This window comes from Mesorhizobium sp. U510 (assembly GCF_059180695.1).
Map to the genome: position 1 here is coordinate 2,143,901 of NZ_CP180532.1, position 19,465 is coordinate 2,163,365.

13 protein-coding genes and 7 pseudogenes are annotated in these 19,465 nt (G+C 60.2%); 6 read left to right on the forward strand and 14 right to left on the reverse strand.

Translation table 11 applies throughout. The annotated features are described in order from the left end of the window. Nucleotides 1–126 precede the first annotated feature (126 nt). Both ACLGL5_RS12220 and ACLGL5_RS12225 read left to right on the forward strand, forming a co-directional pair. Nucleotides 127–2,802, forward strand: a complete 2,676-nt coding sequence (locus ACLGL5_RS12220) for a condensation domain-containing protein (protein ID WP_171903251.1) — start codon at nucleotides 127–129, stop codon at nucleotides 2,800–2,802. 153 nt (nucleotides 2,803–2,955) lie between these two features. After that, entirely contained in the window at nucleotides 2,956–3,897 is a 942-nt protein-coding gene (locus ACLGL5_RS12225; protein WP_069091126.1) for a methyltransferase domain-containing protein, read from the forward strand. A 386-nt stretch (nucleotides 3,898–4,283) separates the two neighbouring features. Here the strand turns inward: ACLGL5_RS12225 and tnpC are convergent. The 5 genes and pseudogenes from tnpC to ACLGL5_RS12250 all read right to left on the reverse strand — a co-directional run bounded on the left by tnpC (nucleotide 4,284) and on the right by ACLGL5_RS12250 (nucleotide 7,736). Next, nucleotides 4,284–5,817 (reverse strand): annotated as a pseudogene (gene tnpC / locus ACLGL5_RS12230) (IS66 family transposase). A 69-nt stretch (nucleotides 5,818–5,886) separates the two neighbouring features. Beyond that, on the reverse strand, nucleotides 5,887–6,243 hold the full coding sequence (tnpB, locus tag ACLGL5_RS12235) for an IS66 family insertion sequence element accessory protein TnpB (RefSeq protein ID WP_023709031.1): 357 nt from the start codon (nucleotides 6,241–6,243) through the stop codon (nucleotides 5,887–5,889). Continuing rightward, nucleotides 6,240–6,686, reverse strand: coding sequence for an IS66-like element accessory protein TnpA (gene tnpA / locus ACLGL5_RS12240; protein ID WP_069091117.1), 447 nt, complete (start codon nucleotides 6,684–6,686; stop codon nucleotides 6,240–6,242). Before tnpA ends, tnpB begins: the two co-directional genes overlap by 4 nt. Nucleotides 6,687–6,761: 75 nt before the next feature. Next, nucleotides 6,762–6,901: pseudogene (locus ACLGL5_RS12245) on the reverse strand (IS1380 family transposase); the annotation flags it as partial. Between the two features lie 97 nt (nucleotides 6,902–6,998). Continuing rightward, the gene (locus ACLGL5_RS12250; RefSeq protein ID WP_069091127.1) at nucleotides 6,999–7,736 is read right to left on the reverse strand and encodes a class I SAM-dependent DNA methyltransferase; all 738 of its coding nucleotides are present in this window, start codon (nucleotides 7,734–7,736) and stop codon (nucleotides 6,999–7,001) included. A gap of 608 nt (nucleotides 7,737–8,344) precedes the next feature. Between ACLGL5_RS12250 and ACLGL5_RS12255 the strand changes: the two are divergent. The 3 genes and pseudogenes from ACLGL5_RS12255 to ACLGL5_RS12265 form a co-directional block, all read left to right on the forward strand. Then, nucleotides 8,345–8,659 (forward strand): annotated as a pseudogene (locus ACLGL5_RS12255) (transposase); the annotation flags it as partial. 208 nt (nucleotides 8,660–8,867) lie between these two features. Next, a complete protein-coding gene (locus ACLGL5_RS12260; RefSeq protein ID WP_069091129.1) occupies nucleotides 8,868–9,311 on the forward strand; it encodes a hypothetical protein in 444 nt (147 codons plus the stop codon). A gap of 708 nt (nucleotides 9,312–10,019) precedes the next feature. Further along, a pseudogene (locus ACLGL5_RS12265) lies at nucleotides 10,020–10,277 on the forward strand (nitrogenase iron-molybdenum cofactor biosynthesis protein NifE); the annotation flags it as partial. A gap of 8 nt (nucleotides 10,278–10,285) precedes the next feature. Here the strand turns inward: ACLGL5_RS12265 and asnB are convergent. The 4 genes and pseudogenes from asnB to ACLGL5_RS12285 form a co-directional block, all read right to left on the reverse strand. Further along, nucleotides 10,286–12,118: an asparagine synthase (glutamine-hydrolyzing) gene (asnB, locus tag ACLGL5_RS12270; protein WP_069091130.1), complete on the reverse strand. Its 1,833-nt coding sequence runs from the start codon at nucleotides 12,116–12,118 to the stop codon at nucleotides 10,286–10,288. 12 nt (nucleotides 12,119–12,130) lie between these two features. Beyond that, a pseudogene (locus ACLGL5_RS12275) lies at nucleotides 12,131–12,287 on the reverse strand (nitrogenase molybdenum-iron protein subunit beta); the annotation flags it as partial. Beyond that, nucleotides 12,287–12,379, reverse strand: a pseudogene (locus tag ACLGL5_RS12280) (nitrogenase); the annotation flags it as partial. The pseudogenes ACLGL5_RS12275 and ACLGL5_RS12280, both read right to left, overlap by 1 nt. Before the next feature lie 105 nt (nucleotides 12,380–12,484). After that, a pseudogene (locus ACLGL5_RS12285) lies at nucleotides 12,485–13,275 on the reverse strand (nucleotide-binding protein). A 751-nt stretch (nucleotides 13,276–14,026) separates the two neighbouring features. On the opposite strand from ACLGL5_RS12285, the gene ACLGL5_RS12290 reads away from it, so the two are divergent. Next, nucleotides 14,027–14,233 (forward strand): hypothetical protein, encoded by a 207-nt coding sequence (locus tag ACLGL5_RS12290; RefSeq protein WP_494372912.1) that lies wholly within the window; start codon nucleotides 14,027–14,029, stop codon nucleotides 14,231–14,233. Nucleotides 14,234–14,600: 367 nt separating this feature from the next. On the opposite strand, the gene ACLGL5_RS12295 is transcribed toward ACLGL5_RS12290, so the two are convergent. From ACLGL5_RS12295 to ACLGL5_RS12315, 5 genes are all read right to left on the reverse strand, one after another. Further along, nucleotides 14,601–15,779, reverse strand: a complete 1,179-nt coding sequence (locus tag ACLGL5_RS12295) for an acetyl-CoA C-acetyltransferase (RefSeq protein ID WP_069091133.1) — start codon at nucleotides 15,777–15,779, stop codon at nucleotides 14,601–14,603. A gap of 53 nt (nucleotides 15,780–15,832) precedes the next feature. Then, the gene (locus tag ACLGL5_RS12300; protein WP_069091134.1) at nucleotides 15,833–16,462 is read right to left on the reverse strand and encodes a 3-oxoacid CoA-transferase subunit B; all 630 of its coding nucleotides are present in this window, start codon (nucleotides 16,460–16,462) and stop codon (nucleotides 15,833–15,835) included. A gap of 16 nt (nucleotides 16,463–16,478) precedes the next feature. Beyond that, a complete protein-coding gene (locus ACLGL5_RS12305) occupies nucleotides 16,479–17,177 on the reverse strand; it encodes a CoA transferase subunit A (protein ID WP_069091135.1) in 699 nt (232 codons plus the stop codon). Between the two features lie 384 nt (nucleotides 17,178–17,561). Then, nucleotides 17,562–18,734: a M20 aminoacylase family protein gene (locus ACLGL5_RS12310; protein ID WP_494372913.1), complete on the reverse strand. Its 1,173-nt coding sequence runs from the start codon at nucleotides 18,732–18,734 to the stop codon at nucleotides 17,562–17,564. A 134-nt stretch (nucleotides 18,735–18,868) separates the two neighbouring features. After that, complete coding sequence (locus ACLGL5_RS12315; RefSeq protein WP_171903252.1) at nucleotides 18,869–19,261, reverse strand: hypothetical protein; 393 nt, start codon at nucleotides 19,259–19,261, stop codon at nucleotides 18,869–18,871. Between the last annotated feature and the right edge of the window lie 204 nt (nucleotides 19,262–19,465).

Sequence of the window (19,465 nt, forward strand, 5' to 3'; positions counted from 1 at the left end):
CGGGTGCAAAACACTACCGTTTTGCCCCTCTTGCTCGCACAACCTCCTCGGTGGCACGCCGATTGCATGGCCACGGTGGACCCGATGCGCCCATACTGGTGTCATGCTCCGACCGAGGAGGTTTACATGAAACTTGGTAGAACAATCCAAATCAATGCTACAGACGCTCCACTGAGTGCGGTCCCGCCAATTGAAGCTTTGCCGCGTCCGACACGGGTGCCACTGTCGCTTCCCCAACAGCGGCTTTGGTTCCTGTCACGTCGGAAGGGCGGCAGTCAGGCCGATCACATCTATGTGGGGCTTCGGCTTCGCAATGAATTGGACGAGGCGGCCCTGCAGTCCGCCCTGAACGGGTTGGTGGCGCGTCATGAGGTGCTGCGCACCACCTTCGGGGTGGAGGACGGCGAGCCGTTCCAAAGGATTGGACCGGCGGACATCGGCCTGCCACTGAAACGAGACGATCTGACGGCGGCTGCGGATGTCGAGGCGGCCCTCGCGGAGCTGATGCCTTTTGAAGGGCAGGCGGTGTTCGACCTAGAAGCCGGGCCGCTGATCCGCACACGACTGCTGCGCTTGGCGGAGGACGATCATATGCTGCTGATCATCATGCACCGCATGGTCTCTGACGGCCGGTCGCGGGAGATTCTGATCGGCGAGCTTAGCGAGCTCTACGCCGCGGCCCGGGAGGGCCGCGCTGATCGGCTGAGGCCATTGCCGGTGCAGTATGCGGACTACGCGATTTGGCAGCGAGGTCGGTTGGCAGGGGAACTCTTGCAGCGCCAGTCGGAATACTGGCTCCGAATGCTAGACGGCACGCCAGCGGTGCTGGAGCTGCCGACAGACCGGCCGCGTCCGGCGCAGTGGGACTACAGGGGCAGTTACGTCGAGTTCGTGTTGCACGAGCGGCTGAGTGCACAGCTCAAAGAGCTGAGCAAGCGTCATGGGACGACGCTGTTCGTAACCCTCCTGGCGGGCTGGTCGCTGGTACTGGCGCAGCTGTCCGGTCAGAACGAGCTGGTGATTGGCACACCTCGCGCAAACCGCGCCCGCTCCGAGATCAAGGGGCTGATCGGCTGCTTCGTCAGGACCTTCGCGCTGCGGATTGACCTGTCGGGAGATCCGACACTGGAGACATTGCTAGAACGGGCGAATGCCGCCTGGCCAAGGTCGCAGGATGATCAGGACCTGCCATTTGAGCAGGCGGTGGAACTCGTCGATCCGCCCCAAAAACCGAAGGTTATACTTACATGGCAAAACAATCCCGGGGAGGCGGACGAACTGCCGGGGCTCGAGCTCGAGTATGTTCGCGTTGGCGATGGTGTCGCCCAACACGATCTTGCGCTTAACCTTTCCGAGGTCGGCGAGGCGATCTGTGGCAGGCTGATCTACCCGACGTCGCTGTTTGACCGGAGCACGGTGGAGCGGTTTGTGGGGTATTTGCAGCTGGCGTTGAGCCAGATGGTTGCCGACCCCGGACAGCGAGTCTGGTCGGTACCGCTTCTATTGGCGGAGGAATGTCGATTTCCGGTCGAGTCGAACCCGAAGGAAGTGGCCTCTCCACAGGACCGCTGGGTTCACGAACTGCTAGCGGCGCGGCCGGAGCGGGATCCGGAGGCGAACGCGGTCGTGCATGAAGACCAGAGCCTTAGCGAACGTGAGCTGAAAGCGCGGGCGACCGCAGGGGCGCCTCGCGTTTGCCCTCCTCAAGCACCACCCGCCAACTCGGCCCCGCGGCCCGACACAGCGGTGATGACTTTCATCGAGGGGCCGCGCGTCGTTACCGAGGGTGAACTGCAAGCCAGTAGTATCATGCGTTATCATGTCACAAAGGCTTATCGTGAGCAGATCACCAACAGCGGTTACTACGAGCAGCTCAAGTACATCGTGGAGCCCTCAATCGAAGAGTTGGAAAGTCCTGGCAACCTGGATACGAGCGGCGAGCAAGAAAACACGATCGTTCCCGGTTTTCAGCACAAGTATGCGCAAACCGGGTTGTTGCTGGTAACGGACCGTTGTGCTTCATATTGCCGATATTGCCTTCGTAAACGCCTTGTCGGAAAGGCTTCCGATGAAATCGCAGCTGATTTCGCCCGAATTGCGCAATATATTCGGGGCCATCCCGAGATGACGAACGTGCTGATAACAGGGGGCGACCCGCTGGTACTCAGTACGGCCAAGCTCGACAAGATGCTTGATCATCTGCTGCCGATCCCACATTTGGAGTCAATTCGATTCGGTACAAAAACACTGGCCTATCAGCCTAAACGGTTCGAGGATCCCGCTTTACCGGCTTTGTTCAAACGGATCGACGAAGCGGGTAAAGCCGCAGTGATCGTCACACACTTCGACCACATCGGCGAAATCTCCGTCAAGGCGGAGCACGAGATTCGCTCCTTGCGCGCTCAGGGCGTGCAGTTCCTGAACCAAACCGTGCTTCTCGCGAAAGTCAACGATGATCCTGAGATCTTGGCTGCCACATTCGCCAAGTTTCACCAGATGGGTGTCCGCCCGTATTATCTCTTTCAGGCCAGACCGGTGAAAGGCGCTTCCCATTTTCAGGTTTCTCTGCTCCGCGGAATAGAGATTGCTCGCGGCATCAACCAACGCCTCAGCGGCATCCAAAAAACCTTCAAATACATCATGTCCCATCACACAGGAAAGATCGAGATCCTCGACCTTGGAGCCGATGGCCGCGTGTATATGCGATACCATCAAAACAAGATTCCCGAAAAGATAGGCAAGATTTTTTCCCGGCCGCACCTCGAGGCGGCCTGCTGGTTGGAAGATTTGCCGGAAGGATAAGATTCAAAGGCGTGCATGAAATACGGCGTGCCCGCAGTTGGCATTCCTGATTGACCCATATCAGAAGACAGCCGATAGGTATTTAGAAAAAGAAGAAAGTAACGCGATACTATCGCTCGGCTCGCCGGCGGTTGCTCACCAAGGAGTACTACGATGTTTCCCGACGGTATAGAGGCCCACATCGCCCGCTTAAGAGAGATAAATCCGTTGGCCCTGAAGGCCATCGAGCCCCGAATAACTAGAGAGTCATTCGACTGCCTTGCCGACCTGTCGCGCAATGAGTTCACCTCGGAAGGGCGTGGTTCGGAATACCTCGATAGCATCCAACTGTCCCTGCTTGCACGATCGGAGGGTGTGATGGATCTTCTAGGCAAGATGCACCCTAATGGTCGCGACGGACTGTGCTCATCATTGATCTTCTGCGATCTTCTCGCCGGTGACGGCTACGTGAACAAGGTAGCGCACCGGCTCTTGGGTGAGGCGCGCTGCCCAAGTTTCATCAACTCTGACGTCTCCCAGTTCATGGTAGACCGTTGCATCCGCGATGGTCTGTTTGCGATCTGGCAGGGCGCGACCGATCCGTTCTGGATAAAAGATGGGTCGGTGGATGGTGTGCTGATGGCTTACGGCACGCACCACATCCCGCGCGTTCAGCGCGCCACCGCTGTCCGGGCGGCTGCGCGAATTCTCCGGCCCGGTGGCATCTTTGTTCTTCATGACTTCGAAGAGGGCTCCCCCACTGCCCGCTGGTTCACTGACGTGGTGTCAACTCATTCCGTGACCCCACATGACTATCCTCATTTTACGGCGGGCGAGGTGCTTGATCTGTTTGCTGCTGCGGAGTTCGATGGGGTAACTGTCCAGCGAATCGCAGACCCGTTCGTCTTCCACTCAGGAGACGAAGAGAGCGCTCTCGAACTGTTAGCCGAATACGTCGTGAAGATGTACGGGCTAGAGCAGCTCCGGAGCCACACGCAGCGCGTGCTCACTCTCCTTGATGAGTATTTCGGGCTCGTCGTGACACAAACCGCTCACGGTGAGTTCGAAGCACGCATAGCGCGCAATGCTTTGGTCGGCAGCGGGCAACGAGTATGAACAGAGTGTCGCGGGCCCCTATTAATGGCCAGCTGACGCCTCCTTTCGTAAGACCGTATGTCCGCCTCTGCCGGTGAGGTGGCTCGTCCTCCTGATGATGAGGATCGGCTCGGACCGCCCGAGCAACCCTCGGACGCGCAGTGTAGGGCGAGCCACCTCACCGGCAGAGGCGGACATACGGTCTTACGTCCTTTTCACCGCAGCGGAGACTGGACTTTGGAACGCTCTGGAGGGTGAAGGTGTCGGGTTCGGCGGGGCTTTGATGCCCCGGCAATCATGATCCTGCGGGCTTCAGCGTGAGAGCGATTTGGAAACAGGCTGCCTTGGGGACGGCGGCCGCGAAGGCTGATTGTATGCACCAGACGGTTTCAAGGTAAGCGCTGTTCTCAGGCCACGGCTTTGAGCTCGAGCTTGTTGATGTAGGCCCAGGGCAGGAGATCGTCGATCTGGCTGTTAGGGTGGCCGTTGACGATCCTGGTGAGGACATCGTCGAGATAGCCCAGCGGCTCAACGCCGTTGAGCTTGCAGGTTTCAATCAGCGAGGCGACAACGGCCCAGTGTCCGGCGCCGCCGTCGGAGCCTGCGAAGAGCTCATTCTTGCGGTTGAGCGCGATGGGACGGATGGAGCGCTCGACCACGTTGCTGTCGATCTCGATGCGGCCGTCTTCGAGGAAGCGCGAGAGGCCCTCCCAGCGTGAGAGCGTGTAGCGGATTGCCTCTGCGAGCTTGGTCTTCTGACTGATCAGGCCGAGCTTCTCACGCAGCCATGGGTCGAGTGCAGCTACGATTGGAGTACTCTTCTCCTGGCGTGCGGCAAGGCGTTCGTCGGCCGATCGGCCGCGGATGGCATCCTCGATCTTGTAGAGTTCGGCGATCCGTCTGAGCGCCTCGCTGGCAATCGGCGCGGGACCGGCTGCTGCCAGCTCATAGAATCGCCGGCGGACATGCGCCCAGCAGAAGGCGAGCGTGACGCCGCTCTTGTCGGCCAGCACCCGATAGCCGCCATAGCCGTCGACCTGAAGGATTCCGGTGAAGCCTGCGAGATGAGCGATCGGACGTTCGGCCTTTCGGTCCGGCGCATAGACATAGGCGACGCCCGGCGGATCGCTTCCCTGCTATGGTCGGTCATCTCGGGCATAGGCCCAGAGTTGGCCCGTCTTCGTTTTGCCGCGGCCCGGATCGAGCACCGGCGCGGTCGTCTCGTCGGCGAAGAGCTTCGGCGAAGCCTTCAGCTTGCCAAGCAGCCGCTCATGCACCGGACGCAGATGCCAGGCGGCGCGGCCGACCCAGTCGGCGAGCGTGGAGCGATCGAGATTAATGCCTTGCCGGGCATAGATCTGCGCCTGACGATAGAGCGGCAAGTGATCGGCGTATTTGGAGACCAGCACCTGGGCGACCGTTGCCTCGGTCGGAAGACCTCCCTCGATCAGCCGGGCCGGCGCGGGAGCCTGAACGACCACATCCTCACAGGCGCGGCAGGCATATTTGGGCCGGCGCACGACGATCACACGCAGCTGCGCGGGAACGATATCGAGCCGCTCGCTCACATCCTCACCGATCCGATGCAGGCCATTGCGGCAGCATGGGCAGGCATGGTCCTCGATGTCGACGACCGTCTCCACGCGCGGCAGATGGGGTGGCAGCGCGCCCCGGTTCGCTCGGCGCCTCGTGGCCTTTGCTTGGCGCTCGGCGGGAGCAGATTGCTCCTTCTCTTCCTCACCGGCCGCCTCGATCTGCTCGGCCTCTTCGAGCCCCAGCAGCAATTGATCTTCGGGGAGCGTCTCAGCACGACGGCCGAAGCGGTGGCGGCTGCAATTCCTTGATGATCTGGATCAGTCGGGCGTTCTCGACGTCGCGCGCCAGGACCATCGCCTTCAGCGCGTCCGGATCGTCGGGAAGCTGGTCAGCAGTCATCGCCATGACAGGATCAGACCATATTCGCCGACAGCCCGCGACAGCGGAATCCAAGCTGATTCACTTCGTCGCGGGTCAGCCGGCCTGGGCTGGAACGCGGGTCCGGCGCGCTTCGTGGACTCGCCGCCAGTCAAGCCCTTCGAGTAGCGCCGAGAGCTGCGCGGCCGTCAGCCGCATCATGCCGTCATGCACTTTCGGCCAGCGGAACTCCCCATCCTCCAAACGCTTGGCATAGAGGCAAACCCCGGTGCCATCCCAGAAGATCAGCTTGATCCGGTCAGTCCGCTTCGCCCGGAAGACGTAGACGGCCCCGCTGAACGGATCGGCCCCCATTGTCTCTCGCACCAGCGCCGCCAATCCTTCCGCACCCTTGCGGAAGTCGACCGGCTTCGTCGCCACCATGACCTTGACCGCACCCGTCGGCCCGATCACGACGTCGCCTTCAGCGCGCGGATCACTGCGGCCACCGTTTTGGTGTCGGCGCCGCGGCCAACGCGCATGGCGACTCCGTCGATCTCAAGCTCGATCACGCCAGCGTCGCGGACCGCCTTCTGCTTCCGTGGTCGTGCTGGGCGCTGCGCCACCGGTTCCGGCAAGGACGCCGCAACCACCGCAGGAACGAACAGGGATTCTGATGCCGTCGTCTCCGCCCCGGGCTGACGCGCAGATCGGCGCCAGGCAAACAATTGCTGCGGGGAAAGCGCATATCGGCGAGCTACAGCACAAACCGTCTCGCCAGCCTCGTAGCTCTCCGCAACGATCCGCGCCTTCTCCTCTGGAGGCCATTCGCGTCGCCGGCCGGAGCCCGTGAACACCTCGAACCGGCGCACCGGCTCCAAGTCGTTCGACTTAAGCGTAAGCTCTGAAATCGTCATATGTCGAAGCCCTCAAAGGCTCCGAACATCGTCCTTCACGCCGATCCCCGAAAGGTGCCGTCGGAACATCGCTTACGTTTCAAGGACGCGGACGCCGAGTTGAGGAGACCTGAGCCGCAGCGCGTTGCGAACTCGACGTTGCTGAGATGATCGGTTGTGGGCACCGCCTTGAGCAGCGTGCGCATCAGCCAATATGCGGCGGAGTGCAGGACGAGGGGACGGTAAGGAATTCCGTGTGCGGGCGGGCGGTTATGCCGCCATGGCTTTGATGAAGCGCTCGCCGAAGATGACGGCAAATGGCCATGAACCACTCTACGGGCTGCTTCGGCGGTAGACTGACATGTGACGTTTGGAACGTTCGGTGAACGCACCTCTCGACCAATCCCCCCACCGCTCCGTCAGCTCCAGACCCGCGCATTCGGCCATGGTATCGAGCTCCTGGTGATAAACGTAACGAACGCGTTGCGGTAATCGTTTGACCGACGTACCAGAAAACCAGAGGAGGGTTGAAATCAAGTTCTGGTTTAGCGGATCGTGGACAGACACATTGATGATCGTATTCTCATGATCCACCAGCCGCGCCTTTGTAGTTTGGCCGGCGACGAGAGGATTCAAGCCTGGTACCCACAGTTCTATCACTAAAACCCCCTTATCATCTAGCGCCTCTGCGGCAGATCGGAGGCAAGCTATTTGCGCTTCACGCGTGAAAAGCAGCGGGAACGTGCCATAAACACAATACACCAGATCGTAGCGTTGTTCTGAGCTGAAATCGGCAATGTCCCCCTTCCAAGCCTTGATCAGGTCGGTGCGCCTGGCGAGAAGTTTCAACATGCTGTCCGAGTTGTCGATACCTTCGACCTTGACGCCACGCTCGCTCAACGGCACTGCCACACGCCCGTTGCCTATACCTAGTTCAAGGGCACTGCCTCCGCTGCAATATCGCTCAAGAAAGTCGACCGTCTCTTCTACATCAGCAACTCTACCTTGGATGGTGGTGTATTCTTCATAGATCGTGGCGTAAATTTCGCCATAAGTTAATTCATCAGACATGTTCGATTTCCCTACTACGTGGTTTAGCGATTTACCTAACTTTCCTCATCCCGTACTATTCGAAAACCTATTTGCGTTGCCGGTACCGAATACGTCTAGTCTCCCGCCGACCGCGAAACGTGTTCCGTGCAAGCAAAGCTTGAAATGATGTCGCTCGATGCGCCTGCGACTCGCCGTGCAAAAAGCAGGTCGCCATAGAACTGAGCGCACATGTTAAATGACCGCGAACTCTGGCTTCTGAAACGACAGGAGATTCCAACGCGCCCGATAATGTCTCCTGCATTGGCCCGTTCCGTCGCTAGCAACTGTTCGAGAGATAACTCTCTAGCGAAAATCGTCTATACGAACATTGAGCCGCTCCATTGCTGCGTAAAAGTCGCAGTTCAACGCGCAAGGGGTGTGCCAACTCAAAGAACGGTTTCAATCCAATTCGTTGGCTTTTCGCGTCCGTTTCTGCTTGTTCGCTTTGTCACAACTTTGTCGGGCTTCCAACCATTGGGCAAGCGATGCCGGTTGCGAAAAGTATCGCGTCTCAGATCATGGTCGAGTAGCTCGTCGGCCCTGAATAAGGGCTAAGGCGTTGATATTCCGAACCCGTGAAGACGGGCGGCATGAGCACCCGTGAGATCACCGGGCACCTGCATGATCTGTACGGCATCGATGTGTCGCCGGATCTGATCAGCACGGTGACGGACGCCATACTTGATGAAGTCGCCACTTGGCAGCAGCGCCCGCTCGATCCCGTTTATTCGCTCATTTTCTTCGACGCGATCCGGGTCAAGATTGGGGAGGAAGGGATGGTTCTCAACAAAGCCATCCCTATCGCGCCGAGCGTCCGCGCCGAGGGAGCCAAGGAGGTGCTCGGCCTGTGGCTCGAGCAGAATGAAGGCGCTAAGTTCTGGCTGCGGGTGATGAACGAGCTCATTGCCGAATGGACACGGAGCGCTTTCGTCGTTGGGCCAAGTCGATCGGGCCGCAGACCGCAGGTCCCGGCGAGAGCATGCGGAAACAGCGGCCGCCAATCGCACCCGAAAACATTGAAGCTTGACCTCAAACAAAACCCGATCCAAACATCAACCAGACCCAGGATGACTCGAAAATGGCCGCCTTCAAGTCGGAACGTCGGCCGGAATGAAATCGGATACGCAGGCTGACGGCGAAACACCGCCGCCGGCGACATCGGAACCGGCCAACCTGGCTGCGTTCGTAGCAAGCCTGTCGAGTGCCTGGCGCGCCGGCGAATCCGCCCGACACTTCTCCATCGAAGCCAAAGCGCGTTACCTGCGCAGTCTACAAAAGTTCTCGACACAAACCCTTATTGCGGCTCCCACCGCCGCTCAAGCCATCCCACCCATTCCTGCCGCGACAGCCGCGCAGATGCAGGAGAAGCCGACGCCGGTCTACGCCGAGCCTGGCCAAGCCCGCGTTCAGGCGCTCCGCATGGTGTCGCCGATCGTTTGTCGCCGATTGGAGGAATTCCCCCAACATCAACGCCACGCAACTCTTCGAGGGGCTGCGCCGTCCAGTTTCCAGGTCGATTTTCCCACAAGCAGTACAGAAAACTCGTTCGACTAGTCAATCTCTGGCGCCAACCGGCTCGCGCGCGGTGTTGTCGTTGGGACGAAGACGTATCGCCGGCTCAACGACAAACCGCGTGGTCGACCATTGGGAATAGATGGCGCGCTGCCTTGAAGAGCGCTTCCGGATCAGACCGCACTTGAACTTCTCGTCGAGTTCCAGGCGTTATCCCGGACGATACAGCTTGCTTCACACGTTGCAGAAGCGAGTAAGGGCGTGACTACAACAAGCCGGGCAGCGGCTCATCGGCGAGGTCGGCAGCCTAGCGCCATGGCGGGCGGGTAACATTCTTGGTGAGGCAGGCGGTAACAAAATTAGGTCAGGCAACACGACACTGATGGCAAAACCGATCGGCAGTCCTTCGTTGGCGCTGGGATCGCCGCTACGCAGAGACCCGAACTGCTTCTTCGGCCGAAAAACCAGATGTGACCGGGTCAAGCGCCTAGACACGGGACCGGGTCACCACGCACAGGTCGCATCACAAAATTCCGGTCTTCCGGCGGGCGGCGGACGGCGGACGGCAAATGAGCCATGAGTTAACCTGAATAAGGCGCGCGCGTACTCGACTCGTCGTCGAGGCCGGCGACATCGACGGCATTCATTCTTCTGTCGGATGGGTCCACGGATCTCAGCCGATCAACGCTTGAAGAACCGGTGGCTCAGCGCATCGTTCATCGCGCGCAGCAAACCCAAAAATACCCCTGGGATAAATTCGGCTTGGCCGTGGTGCCGATCAATGCGTCGGGCCTGGTGGGCTTCAAAACCTGGGCAACAAGCTCGCCAGGGAGGCGTTGCTCGATCACGTCATCGGCACGGTGGAACCGGACGACTCCGGGCCCTACGACGTCGGCTGGTGATGTAGCTCCTTGACCGGCTCGGGATAAGGGTGCGCGCCTGCGTTCCGGGCGACCCTGCTACCTCAACGTTGCTTCCGCTCACGGCGCCTGGGCGGCTATGTGTGTTCGACCGTCTTAGACCGTGAGGCTCACGTTGTAATCGGACAGGAAATCCTGGAGGGTCAGGATATGCTCCAACCTGAGGTTGTCGGTCGCATTAAGCAACGCTCGAGAACCGTCGACAGACAGCAGTGGTGCCACTGCCGCATTGCGGTCATTCAGCAGTGCGGTGAACCGCGTGCGCAGCATTCTGTCGTAGGCCGGATCCTGAATAGCCGGATATCCGCTCTTGAGTCGCTGCAACACCGACTGCGGCAGTAGGTCCGCAGCGGCGGCCCGCAGAAGGCTCTTCTCGCGCCTATCGAATGTCTTGTGGGCCCATGGGGTGCCGAATACGTACTCAACGAGGCGGTGATCGCAATAGGGGACCCGCACCTCAAGACCTGAAGCCATGCTCAGCCGATCCTTGCGGTCGAGCAGAGTCGGCAGGAAACGCGTGAGAACGAGGTAGCAGACTTCTCGCATGCGACGCTCGTACGGATCGACCGAGGCCGGCCCAGTCAGGGCGGGTACTTCAGCAAGCGCCCTGCGATACTGGTCGTCGAGATAGCCGGGGAGGTTGAGTTTCTCGACGAGGCCGGGGTCTAGAGACTGGAGTGCGATCTCGCTTACTTCGTACCAGGGAAACGTGTCGCGCTGAACGTACGCGGGATCGTGGAAGCACCTATAGCCGCCGAAAAGCTCGTCGGCCGCCTCGCCGGACAGGCCCACCGTCGAGTGTTGCCCGATCGCCCGAAACAGCAGGTAGAGCGAGCTATCAACGTCGCCCAAGGTCATGGGTAGGTCGCGGGCGTGGAGAATAGCCGCCCGCACGCTCGGGTCGATGAGTTCGTCCGCCGACAACGTAATATCCGTGTGGTCGGTATCAACGAACTTCGCGACCTCCTCCACGTACGGTCCGTCGGGTGTGGGGCGCTTCGGGTCGGGGGTAAAGTTTTCGGTGTAGCCGACGAAGTCGAGGGCGAAGGACCGGATCCGATCGTCGCTGAAGCGCGCGGCCAGTGCAGTCATGGCCGAAGAATCAAGCCCACCCGACAAAAGTGTACACAGCGGCACGTCGGCTATGAGCTGCCGCTGAATCGTGTCGTCGAGCAACTGGCGGACGCGTCGAACGGTGGTAGGCACGTCGTCGGTGTGCCCGCTGTCGGTGAGCTGCCAGTAGGTTATCTGCTGGATGCCGTCGCGACTCACGCGGACGATGTGGCCGGGCCGTACCTCATGCATGCCGCGAAACACGGTGTTGTACGGGTCGGCGAAGGAGTTGGAGCATAGGGCGCGACGAAGCCCCTCGGCGTCCATGGCCCGTTCCGCGAGACTATTAGCGAGGATCGCCTTTGGTTCGGAGCCGAATAGCACTCCGTGCTCGGTGGGATAGTAGTAAAGCGGCTTGATGCCGAGTCGGTCGCGTATGAGTAGCAGTTCGCGCTTGGCGGCGTCCCAGAGTGCGTAGGCGAACATTCCGTTGAGTTCGCTCACGGCGGTGCGGGGGTCGCGGTGGCCCCACTCGCGGTGGGCGTGCAGCACCACCTCGGTGTCACTACTCGTGTCGAACCGATGGCCTAGGACGGCGAGCCGTTGACGCAGTTCGCGGTAGTTGTAAGTCTCGCCGCTATAGACGAGCACCAAGGCGGGTCCGCCGTCCTCCTGGAGCGTCATCGGCTGGCGGCCGCCCTGGAGGTCGATGACCGCCAGGCGGCGGTGTCCCAGCGCCGCCGGCCCGTGAATCCAAGTCCCCTCGTCGTCCGGACCGCGGTAAGCCATGGTGGCCGTCATGTCGGCAAGCTCCCTACGCGCGTCGGGACCTCCTAGGTCACGATCGAAATCAATCCATCCACAGATGCCGCACATATTTTCGCTCCTTTAGCGGGTGAGGTCGTAAGCGATAATCCGTCACGCTGGTCTCGCGAGCGAGCCTGTCGAGGATTGCCGTCAGCATGCGCGACCCGCTTCGGCAGCCCATGAGCGCAGAGCGACGGTGATGATGCCGGTCGAAAATCGGAGACACCAGACGGACAAGCGACGCTTCGCCGCCTTGTCTGGATATTGGGACAGCACGTCTTCGATAAGCTTCGCATGCAAAGCGCCGTCATTCTCATAGTCGAGGCCCATGGGACCTGCCCCTTTCAAGGTTCGGGTAACGCCTCGCCAACGAGGCCTTGTTTCGTAAGAAAGGGGCGCCAGGTCACGGTCGGCGCCCCCTGTCGGTAGCGGCGGTTACTGAGCGACGGCCAATTTCGCTTCCTTGGCCTGAAGCTCGGCAAGCATCTGCTCGTCCGTCTTCATGATGCCGAAGTCGAGCAGCATGTCCTCGAGCTCCTCCATGGTGATTGGGGTCGGGATGGTGCCCTGGCCCGAATTGACATGGATCTTCTCGGCCAACGCGCGGTACTCCCCTGCCTGTTTGGAGTCCGGCGCATATTGGATTACCGTCATCTTCCTCAGTTCGGCGTGCTGGACGATGTTGTCGCGCGGCACGAAGTGGATGAGCTTGGAATTGAGCCTGGCGGCCAGCGCCTCGGAGAGGTCGAGCTCGCGGTCGGTCTGGCGCTCGTTGCAGATCAGCCCGCCGAGCCGCACGCCGCCCGAATGGGCGTATTTCAGGATACCCTTGGCGATGTTGTTGGCGGCATAGAGCGCCATCATCTCGCCGGACATGACGATGTAGATTCCTGGGCCTTGTTTTCGCGGATCGGCATCGCAAAGCCGCCGCACACCACATCGCCCAGCACGTCGTAGGAGACATAGTCGACATTATCATAGGCGCCGTTCTCCTCGAGGAAGTTGATCGAGGTGATGACGCCGCGGCCGTCCTGGGCGGCGAGATGCAGGACCGTATCCTGCGCCTTTGCGTTCAGGATCAGGCGGGTGGAGTCGGCTTTGGGGTCGCAGCCGACGATCAGGATTTTCTGTCCGAGGTCGACCAAGGCGGCTAGCGTATTTTGAGAGGTGGTGGACTTGCCGATGCCTCCCTTTCCGTAGAATGCGATCTGACGCAGACCTGACATGTTGCCTTCCTTCCTTCTCAATCCCTCGCTGATGCCAACGACATGAATGCCGTCGGCAGCTGTCGCCGCCTCACGTCCAAAGAGTCTCAAGACTCGTGCCAATTGGCTTGGTCACAGAAGAAGAGATTTTGTTCTTGCTTTTCAGCTGTTTGGCTCGAGGACAAAGAAGGCCCACGTCGGAACAAGCCGTGTCGCGGACCCGACAGTGGCGACACAACGCGTCGGATAGCGATCGTCGAAGCCGTTACACACTGATCGACGCGAGGAACATGTTGGGCAGCTTCCACGAGACGCTGCTGTGCCGTGCGCATCTCGCGCAGGACTCCAACTGGGTCAGCCGTGCAAATGCTTGTGAGACCCGACTTGAACATTAACGGCGGAACAAGCTGGCAACTGGCTTTGTAAGCTGTTTTTGTCGATCCGGGTTATCGGCGCGCAGGATTTGTAGTGAAAAACATTTATCGGTTACTTATTGTTTTTGAATGATCTGTGATACTCACTGCACAATACCGGCATGTTCGACGTGGAGAAAGTCGCGCGAGGCCATCGCTATCTACCGCCGAAAGTGTGCGCGAGGCGGCCTGGTGCGCCAGCGGCTGATCCGGCCGCTGGGACGGGAGGATCAGTTGAAGGCCAGCGGCGAGCTCAAATCGGCTGGTGGAGTCGCTGGGCCGGCACTGCGAACGAAGCCTGATCTTAAATGACATCGACACCGGTGTGCTGAGCGCGGTGCGCATTGGTTGGGCCGCTGTTGTTCAGCCGTCTGTGGGAGCGGCTGGGGATCGCAAAGGTTCTGGGCGATCTTCTGAAAATCCGCGGCTTTGAGTTCGCCGTCGAACGGGCGGTGTTCGTCAAAGTCCTGCACCGCCTGTTCGTGTCGGATCTTTGCGCCGCCAAAGGCTACAGCGTCGAATGGGCGATCTGCTGCGCGACTTGGACCAGCTGCAGTAGGCCATGATCGAGAAGGATGGCAAGCGCTTCAATCGTTCATTCTCGCATCGGGACCGAATGCCCTTATGCGCGATGCCCATGCGCGAGCCCTATATTAGATCCGGACCGCATTCTTATCCAGTGCTCCGAAAATGGTACCCTGCCGGTAGGGAGGAATACCGGCAGGGTGCGCCGCGAAAGTCGCGGTCGCGCGGCGACCGGACAGGGCGGCAGACTGTGCCTTGGCCTAGCAACTCGATTCCCCGTTTAGCTCCGCTCTGGAATCCTCATGTAAAGATTCCTGTCACTGGCCCTTCTTGATCTGCGGGCTGTTGCTGATAGAAGCCGCCAAGCGGAAACTGGAAAAGCCGAGACGTTGAGAGGCTCCGCCAGGCTCACAGCGCTTCGACGCACATGGCGACACCCATGCCGCCGCCGATGCAGAGCGTGGCGAGGCCTTTCTTCGCACCGCGGCGGCGCATTTCGAAAACCAGCGTGTTGAAGATGCGGGCACCCGAAGCGCCGATCGGATGGCCGATGGCGATAGCCCCGCCATTGACGTTGACGATAGACGGATCCCAGCCCATGTCCTTGTTGACGGCGCAGGCCTGCGCGGCGAAGGCCTCGTTGGCCTCGACCAGGTCGAGGTCGCCGACCGACCAGCCGGCCTTGGCCAGCGCCCTGCGCGAGGCGGGAATGGGCCCGGTGCCCATGATCTGCGGATCGACGCCGGCGGTGGCCCAGGACACGATGCGCACCAGCGGAGTGATGCCGCGCCGCGATGCTTCGGCCTCGGTCATCAGCAGCGCGCCCGCGGCGCCGTCATTGATGCCGGAAGCGTTGGCGGCGGTCACCGTACCGTCCTTGTCGAAGGCCGGCTTCAGCTTGGTCATGGCATCGATCGTGGCACCGTGGCGGATGTATTCATCCTGGTCGACAATGGTATCGCCCTTCCTGCCCTTGATGGTGACGGCGACGATCTCATCCTTGAACTTGCCGGCCTTCTGCGCGGCCTCGGCCTTGTTCTGTGAGGCCAGTGCGAACTGGTCCTGGTCGTCGCGGGTGATCTGGAACTGGCGAGCGACGTTTTCGGCGGTGTTGCCCATGTGGTAGCCATTGAAGGCGTCCCACAGCGCGTCCTTGATCATGGTGTCGATCATCTTGTAGTCGCCCATCTTGACGCCGGCGCGCAGATGCTGGGCATGCGCCGAGAGCGACATCGATTCCTGTCCACCGGCGACGATCACCTTGGCGTCGCCGGCGGCGATCTGCTGCATGCCGAGCGCGATGGCGCGCAGGCCCGAGCCGCAAACCTGATTGAGGCCCCAGGCGGTGGTCTCCTTGGGCAGGCCGGCGTTGATCGACGCCTGGCGGGCGGGGTTCTGGCCCTGGGCCGCCGTCAGCACCTGGCCGAGAATGACCTCGTCGACTTCGCCCGGCTCGACATTGGCGCGCGACAGCAGCTCCCGGATAACGACGGCGCCAAGCTCATGCGCCGGCGTGGCGGCGAAGGCGCCGTTGAAGGAGCCGACAGCGGTGCGTGTGGCGCTGGCAACGACGATTGAATTGCTCATGATGGCTTCCTCTGATTTTGGACTTGCCTTTTGCTCCGACTGGGCGCCAAGCCTCAATTGACGATCGTTGCCTCGGTGGCATTGCGGATTTCGGTGTCGGTGACGCCTTCTGCCAGTTCCAACAACCTCAACCCGCCGTCGACCACATCGAGCACACCGAGGTTGGTGATGATCCGATCGACCACGCGCTGACCGGTAAGTGGCAGGGTGCAGGCCTTCAGCACCTTGGACTCTCCGGCCTTGCTGGTGTGATCCATGACTACGACCACACGCTTCACCCCAGCAACCAGGTCCATCGCCCCACCCATACCTTTGACGAGCTTGCCCGGTATCATCCAGTTTGCCAGATCGCCGTTTTCGGCAACCTCCATCGCGCTGAGGATCGCCACGGAGATCTTACCGCCGCGGATCATTGCGAAGCTCTGCGCCGAGTCAAAGAAGGCCGAATGCGGTAGTCCGGTCACCGTCTGCTTGCCGGCATTGATAAGATCGGCATCGACCTCATCGTCAGTCGGAAACGGACCGATACCCAACAGCCCGTTCTCCGATTGCAGCGTTACCCGGACACCCTCGGGAATATGGTTGGCGACCAGGGTCGGAATGCCGATGCCGAGATTGACGTAGGTGCCGTCTTCAAGTTCGCGCGCGGCCCGTGCCGCCATCTGGTTCCTGTCCCAAGCCATTCGTCTCTCCCCGGCCTCACGCTGCCGCGCGCGTTGTGCGCTGTTCAATGCGCTTCTCGTGCACACCTTGGATCAGGCGGTGTACGTAGATGCCAGGCAGGTGAACGTGGTCAGGGTCGAGGCTGCCGACCGGTACAATTTCCTCCACCTCGGCGACGCAAATCCTGCCGCAGGTGGCGGCCGGCGGGTTGAAGTTGCGAGCAGTCTTGCGGAAGACGAGGTTGCCCGAACGATCCGCCTTCCAGGCTTTGACGATCGACAGGTCGGCGACAATCCCGGTCTCGAGCACATAGGTCTCGCCGTTGAAGGTCTTGTGCTCTTTATACTGGGCGACCACGGTACCCACGCCGGTCTTCGTATAAAAGCCTGCGATGCCGGCGCCGCAAGCGCGCATGCGCTCGGCGAGCGTCCCCTGGGGATTGAATTCGAGATCCAGTTCACCGCTCAGGTACTGGCGCATGAACTCGGCGTTCTCGCCGACATAGGACGAAATCATCTTCTTGATCTGCTTCGTCTTCAGCAGTACGCCAAGCCCGAAATCGTCCACGCCGCAATTGTTCGATGCAATCGTCAGCCCCTTGACGCCGACGTCCCGGATCGCCCCTATCAAAAGCTCCGGGATCCCGCAAAGCCCAAATCCGCCGGCTGCGATCATCATCCCGTCAAACAATAGACCTTCCAGCGCAGCACCGGCGTCTCCACAGACCTTATTCATAAAGTTCACCCCAAGTATTTACCACTACTTTGCCGTTGAAACGAAACGCCTTATACGATGATCAACAGAGACTGGATGCTTTTGGCAGCGAATTGCCTCGCGACTTACCCTCTAAGAAACGAGTTCTCTGTCCTTTCATAGTCTTAACATTGCCGTGACTGGCAGATGGTCCGCATTGCAGTTGTGTGAACTGCGCTGGTCACCGCGCACATCTCGCCGGATGTGCGGCTTGAGCCCAGCCATCCGGCGATCATCATGGCTTAGCGCTTGGTGGGCGGCCGGGGAGCCCGCGCCGCCGAACGGCTGACGGTGCCAGTGAGCATAACACGCTCTTGCTGACATCACGTTCGAGCGCACCTCGCCAACTCCAGTCCGCCCACACAATCAAGTACCCAATACCGTCTCCACCAGATTGACCCAATAGCCGATGCCGTAAGGCAGGGCGTGGTCGTCAAAGTCATATGCCGGGTTATGACACTGAGCCGTCGGTCCATTACCAAGGAAAATATATGCGCCAGGCCGCGCCTCAAGCATGTAGGCGAAATCCTCCGCTCCTATGCTTGGTTTCATCTTGTCGTTCACGGATGCAGCCCCGACGAGACTGCGTGCCGCCTGGATCGCCAGATCGGTCCCCTCCGCGTGATTGAAGGTCGCTGGAACGGATCGAAGGTACCTGAACTCGATATCCGCGCCGAACCCGCGCGCGATACCCTGAGCGGATGCCAAAATCTCTTGCTCGGCGAAGTCTCGCAGGCCGGATGCTAGGGTCCTGACCGTTCCGGCGATTTCGACCTGATCGGGGATAACGTTGTAGGCCTGTGCCGCGCTCAACTTGGTGACGGAGATCACCAGCGAGTCCAGAGGATCGGTCTTGCGCGAGACCAGGGTTTGCAGCCCTAGAATGATCTGTGCTGCAATGACAACGGGGTCGATGGTCCGATACGGGTGGGCCGCATGGCCACCCCTGCCCTTCACGACGATATCGAAGTCGTCTTGCGATCCCATGATCGAGCCATGGCAGATGGCGAATTTGCCCACCTCCAAGCCCGGCCAACTATGCATGCCAAAAACCTGGGATATGCCGAAGCGGTCCATGATTCCTTCCTGAACCATCTTAAAGCCGCCTGTTGGGAATTCTGGTTCTTCTGCCGGTTGAAAGATCAAGGCAACCGAGCCCTTGAACTTGCGCCTAGACGCCAGGTATTTCGCTGCGCCCAGCAACATAGCCGTATGACCGTCATGGCCGCACGCATGCATTATGCCCGGGCTTTTCGACGACCAGGGTTTGCCTGACGCCTCAACGATTGGCAGGGCATCCATGTCCGCTCTCAGCCCGATCGTCGGCCCGTCTCCGCCTTCGCCCTGAATCACTGCGACGATGCCGGTCTCAGCTATCCCCGTTTCGATGTGATTGATACCGAAGGATGCCAGTTTCTCGGTCACGAACCTCGCTGTGTTGTGTTCTTGAAAGTCGAGTTCTGGATTTTCATGGAGGTATCGGCGCCACTCGGTTACCTCGCGCTGCAGATCCCCGCCGAAAGCTTCAACACTTCTCATGTTGCATTAGACCCTTTTTAGACTCATTCCGCTGAGCCGTCTCGATGTCCTTCTCCAACGGCGATCTGGTGGGAAAGGACAGCGGGATGAATTGAACCCCTGCTCAACGCGGGATCACAATCAAACTTCAATTCTTAACTTCGTTCAATCGCTGTAGAATTCTTGAGTCCGAACTTGACGATGATGACACATGAGAACGAGAGATTTGCGCCAATCTGCCTTTGCTGTTGCAACATGGATGCAACGATGCGGCGCGGTGTGAAATGTAGGCTGCGGATGACATAGTCGTCCAGCAGCGAATAGACGCGCGCCAGATACTGCTGCCCGCGCCAACCGAAACAGAAGCCAGACAGAGTGTTCTCGTTGTCAGGGTCGTCGCGCTGCCAACGATAGATCGGCATGGAGCGGACGCGCCCTGTCCTGCAGCAGAGCAGCAACGATCGCGATCCGCTTGCAAGCTGAAATTGACAATGGGTTTCGACCGTAAGACGCAAATGATCACCGCCGGATGCCGGCCACTTCAGCATCCGCGGCTCGCCGCGCGGCGACGCCAAACTTGCCGACTTCGAAGCCGCGCTCGACGCCGAGATCGCCCAAGATCGCGAGGAACGGCGCGGCTGGTCCGTTCGCCGAGGGCGTCGTGCGCTGGGGCGAGGCCGGCGGGTACGACACGCCACCCCATTCTGGCGGGCCTCAATGGTGGCCACGGCCGGCCGGTGTGTCTTGCCAAT

Excerpts from the sequence above, each read along its gene's own strand:
- ACLGL5_RS12315 (WP_171903252.1), bottom strand. The coding sequence starts at position 19,261 with ATGCTGAAGTGGCCGGCATCCGGCGGTGATCATTTGCGTCTTACGGTC.
- ACLGL5_RS12220 (WP_171903251.1), top strand. The coding sequence starts at position 127 with ATGAAACTTGGTAGAACAATCCAAATCAATGCTACAGACGCTCCACTG.
- ACLGL5_RS12300 (WP_069091134.1), bottom strand. The coding sequence starts at position 16,462 with ATGGCTTGGGACAGGAACCAGATGGCGGCACGGGCCGCGCGCGAACTT.
- ACLGL5_RS12260 (WP_069091129.1), top strand. The coding sequence starts at position 8,868 with ATGAAATCGGATACGCAGGCTGACGGCGAAACACCGCCGCCGGCGACA.
- ACLGL5_RS12295 (WP_069091133.1), bottom strand. The coding sequence starts at position 15,779 with ATGAGCAATTCAATCGTCGTTGCCAGCGCCACACGCACCGCTGTCGGC.
- ACLGL5_RS12250 (WP_069091127.1), bottom strand. The coding sequence starts at position 7,736 with ATGTCTGATGAATTAACTTATGGCGAAATTTACGCCACGATCTATGAA.
- ACLGL5_RS12305 (WP_069091135.1), bottom strand. The coding sequence starts at position 17,177 with ATGAATAAGGTCTGTGGAGACGCCGGTGCTGCGCTGGAAGGTCTATTG.
- ACLGL5_RS12310 (WP_494372913.1), bottom strand. The coding sequence starts at position 18,734 with ATGAGAAGTGTTGAAGCTTTCGGCGGGGATCTGCAGCGCGAGGTAACC.
- asnB (WP_069091130.1), bottom strand. The coding sequence starts at position 12,118 with ATGTGCGGCATCTGTGGATGGATTGATTTCGATCGTGACCTAGGAGGT.
- ACLGL5_RS12225 (WP_069091126.1), top strand. The coding sequence starts at position 2,956 with ATGTTTCCCGACGGTATAGAGGCCCACATCGCCCGCTTAAGAGAGATA.
- tnpA (WP_069091117.1), bottom strand. The coding sequence starts at position 6,686 with ATGACGATTTCAGAGCTTACGCTTAAGTCGAACGACTTGGAGCCGGTG.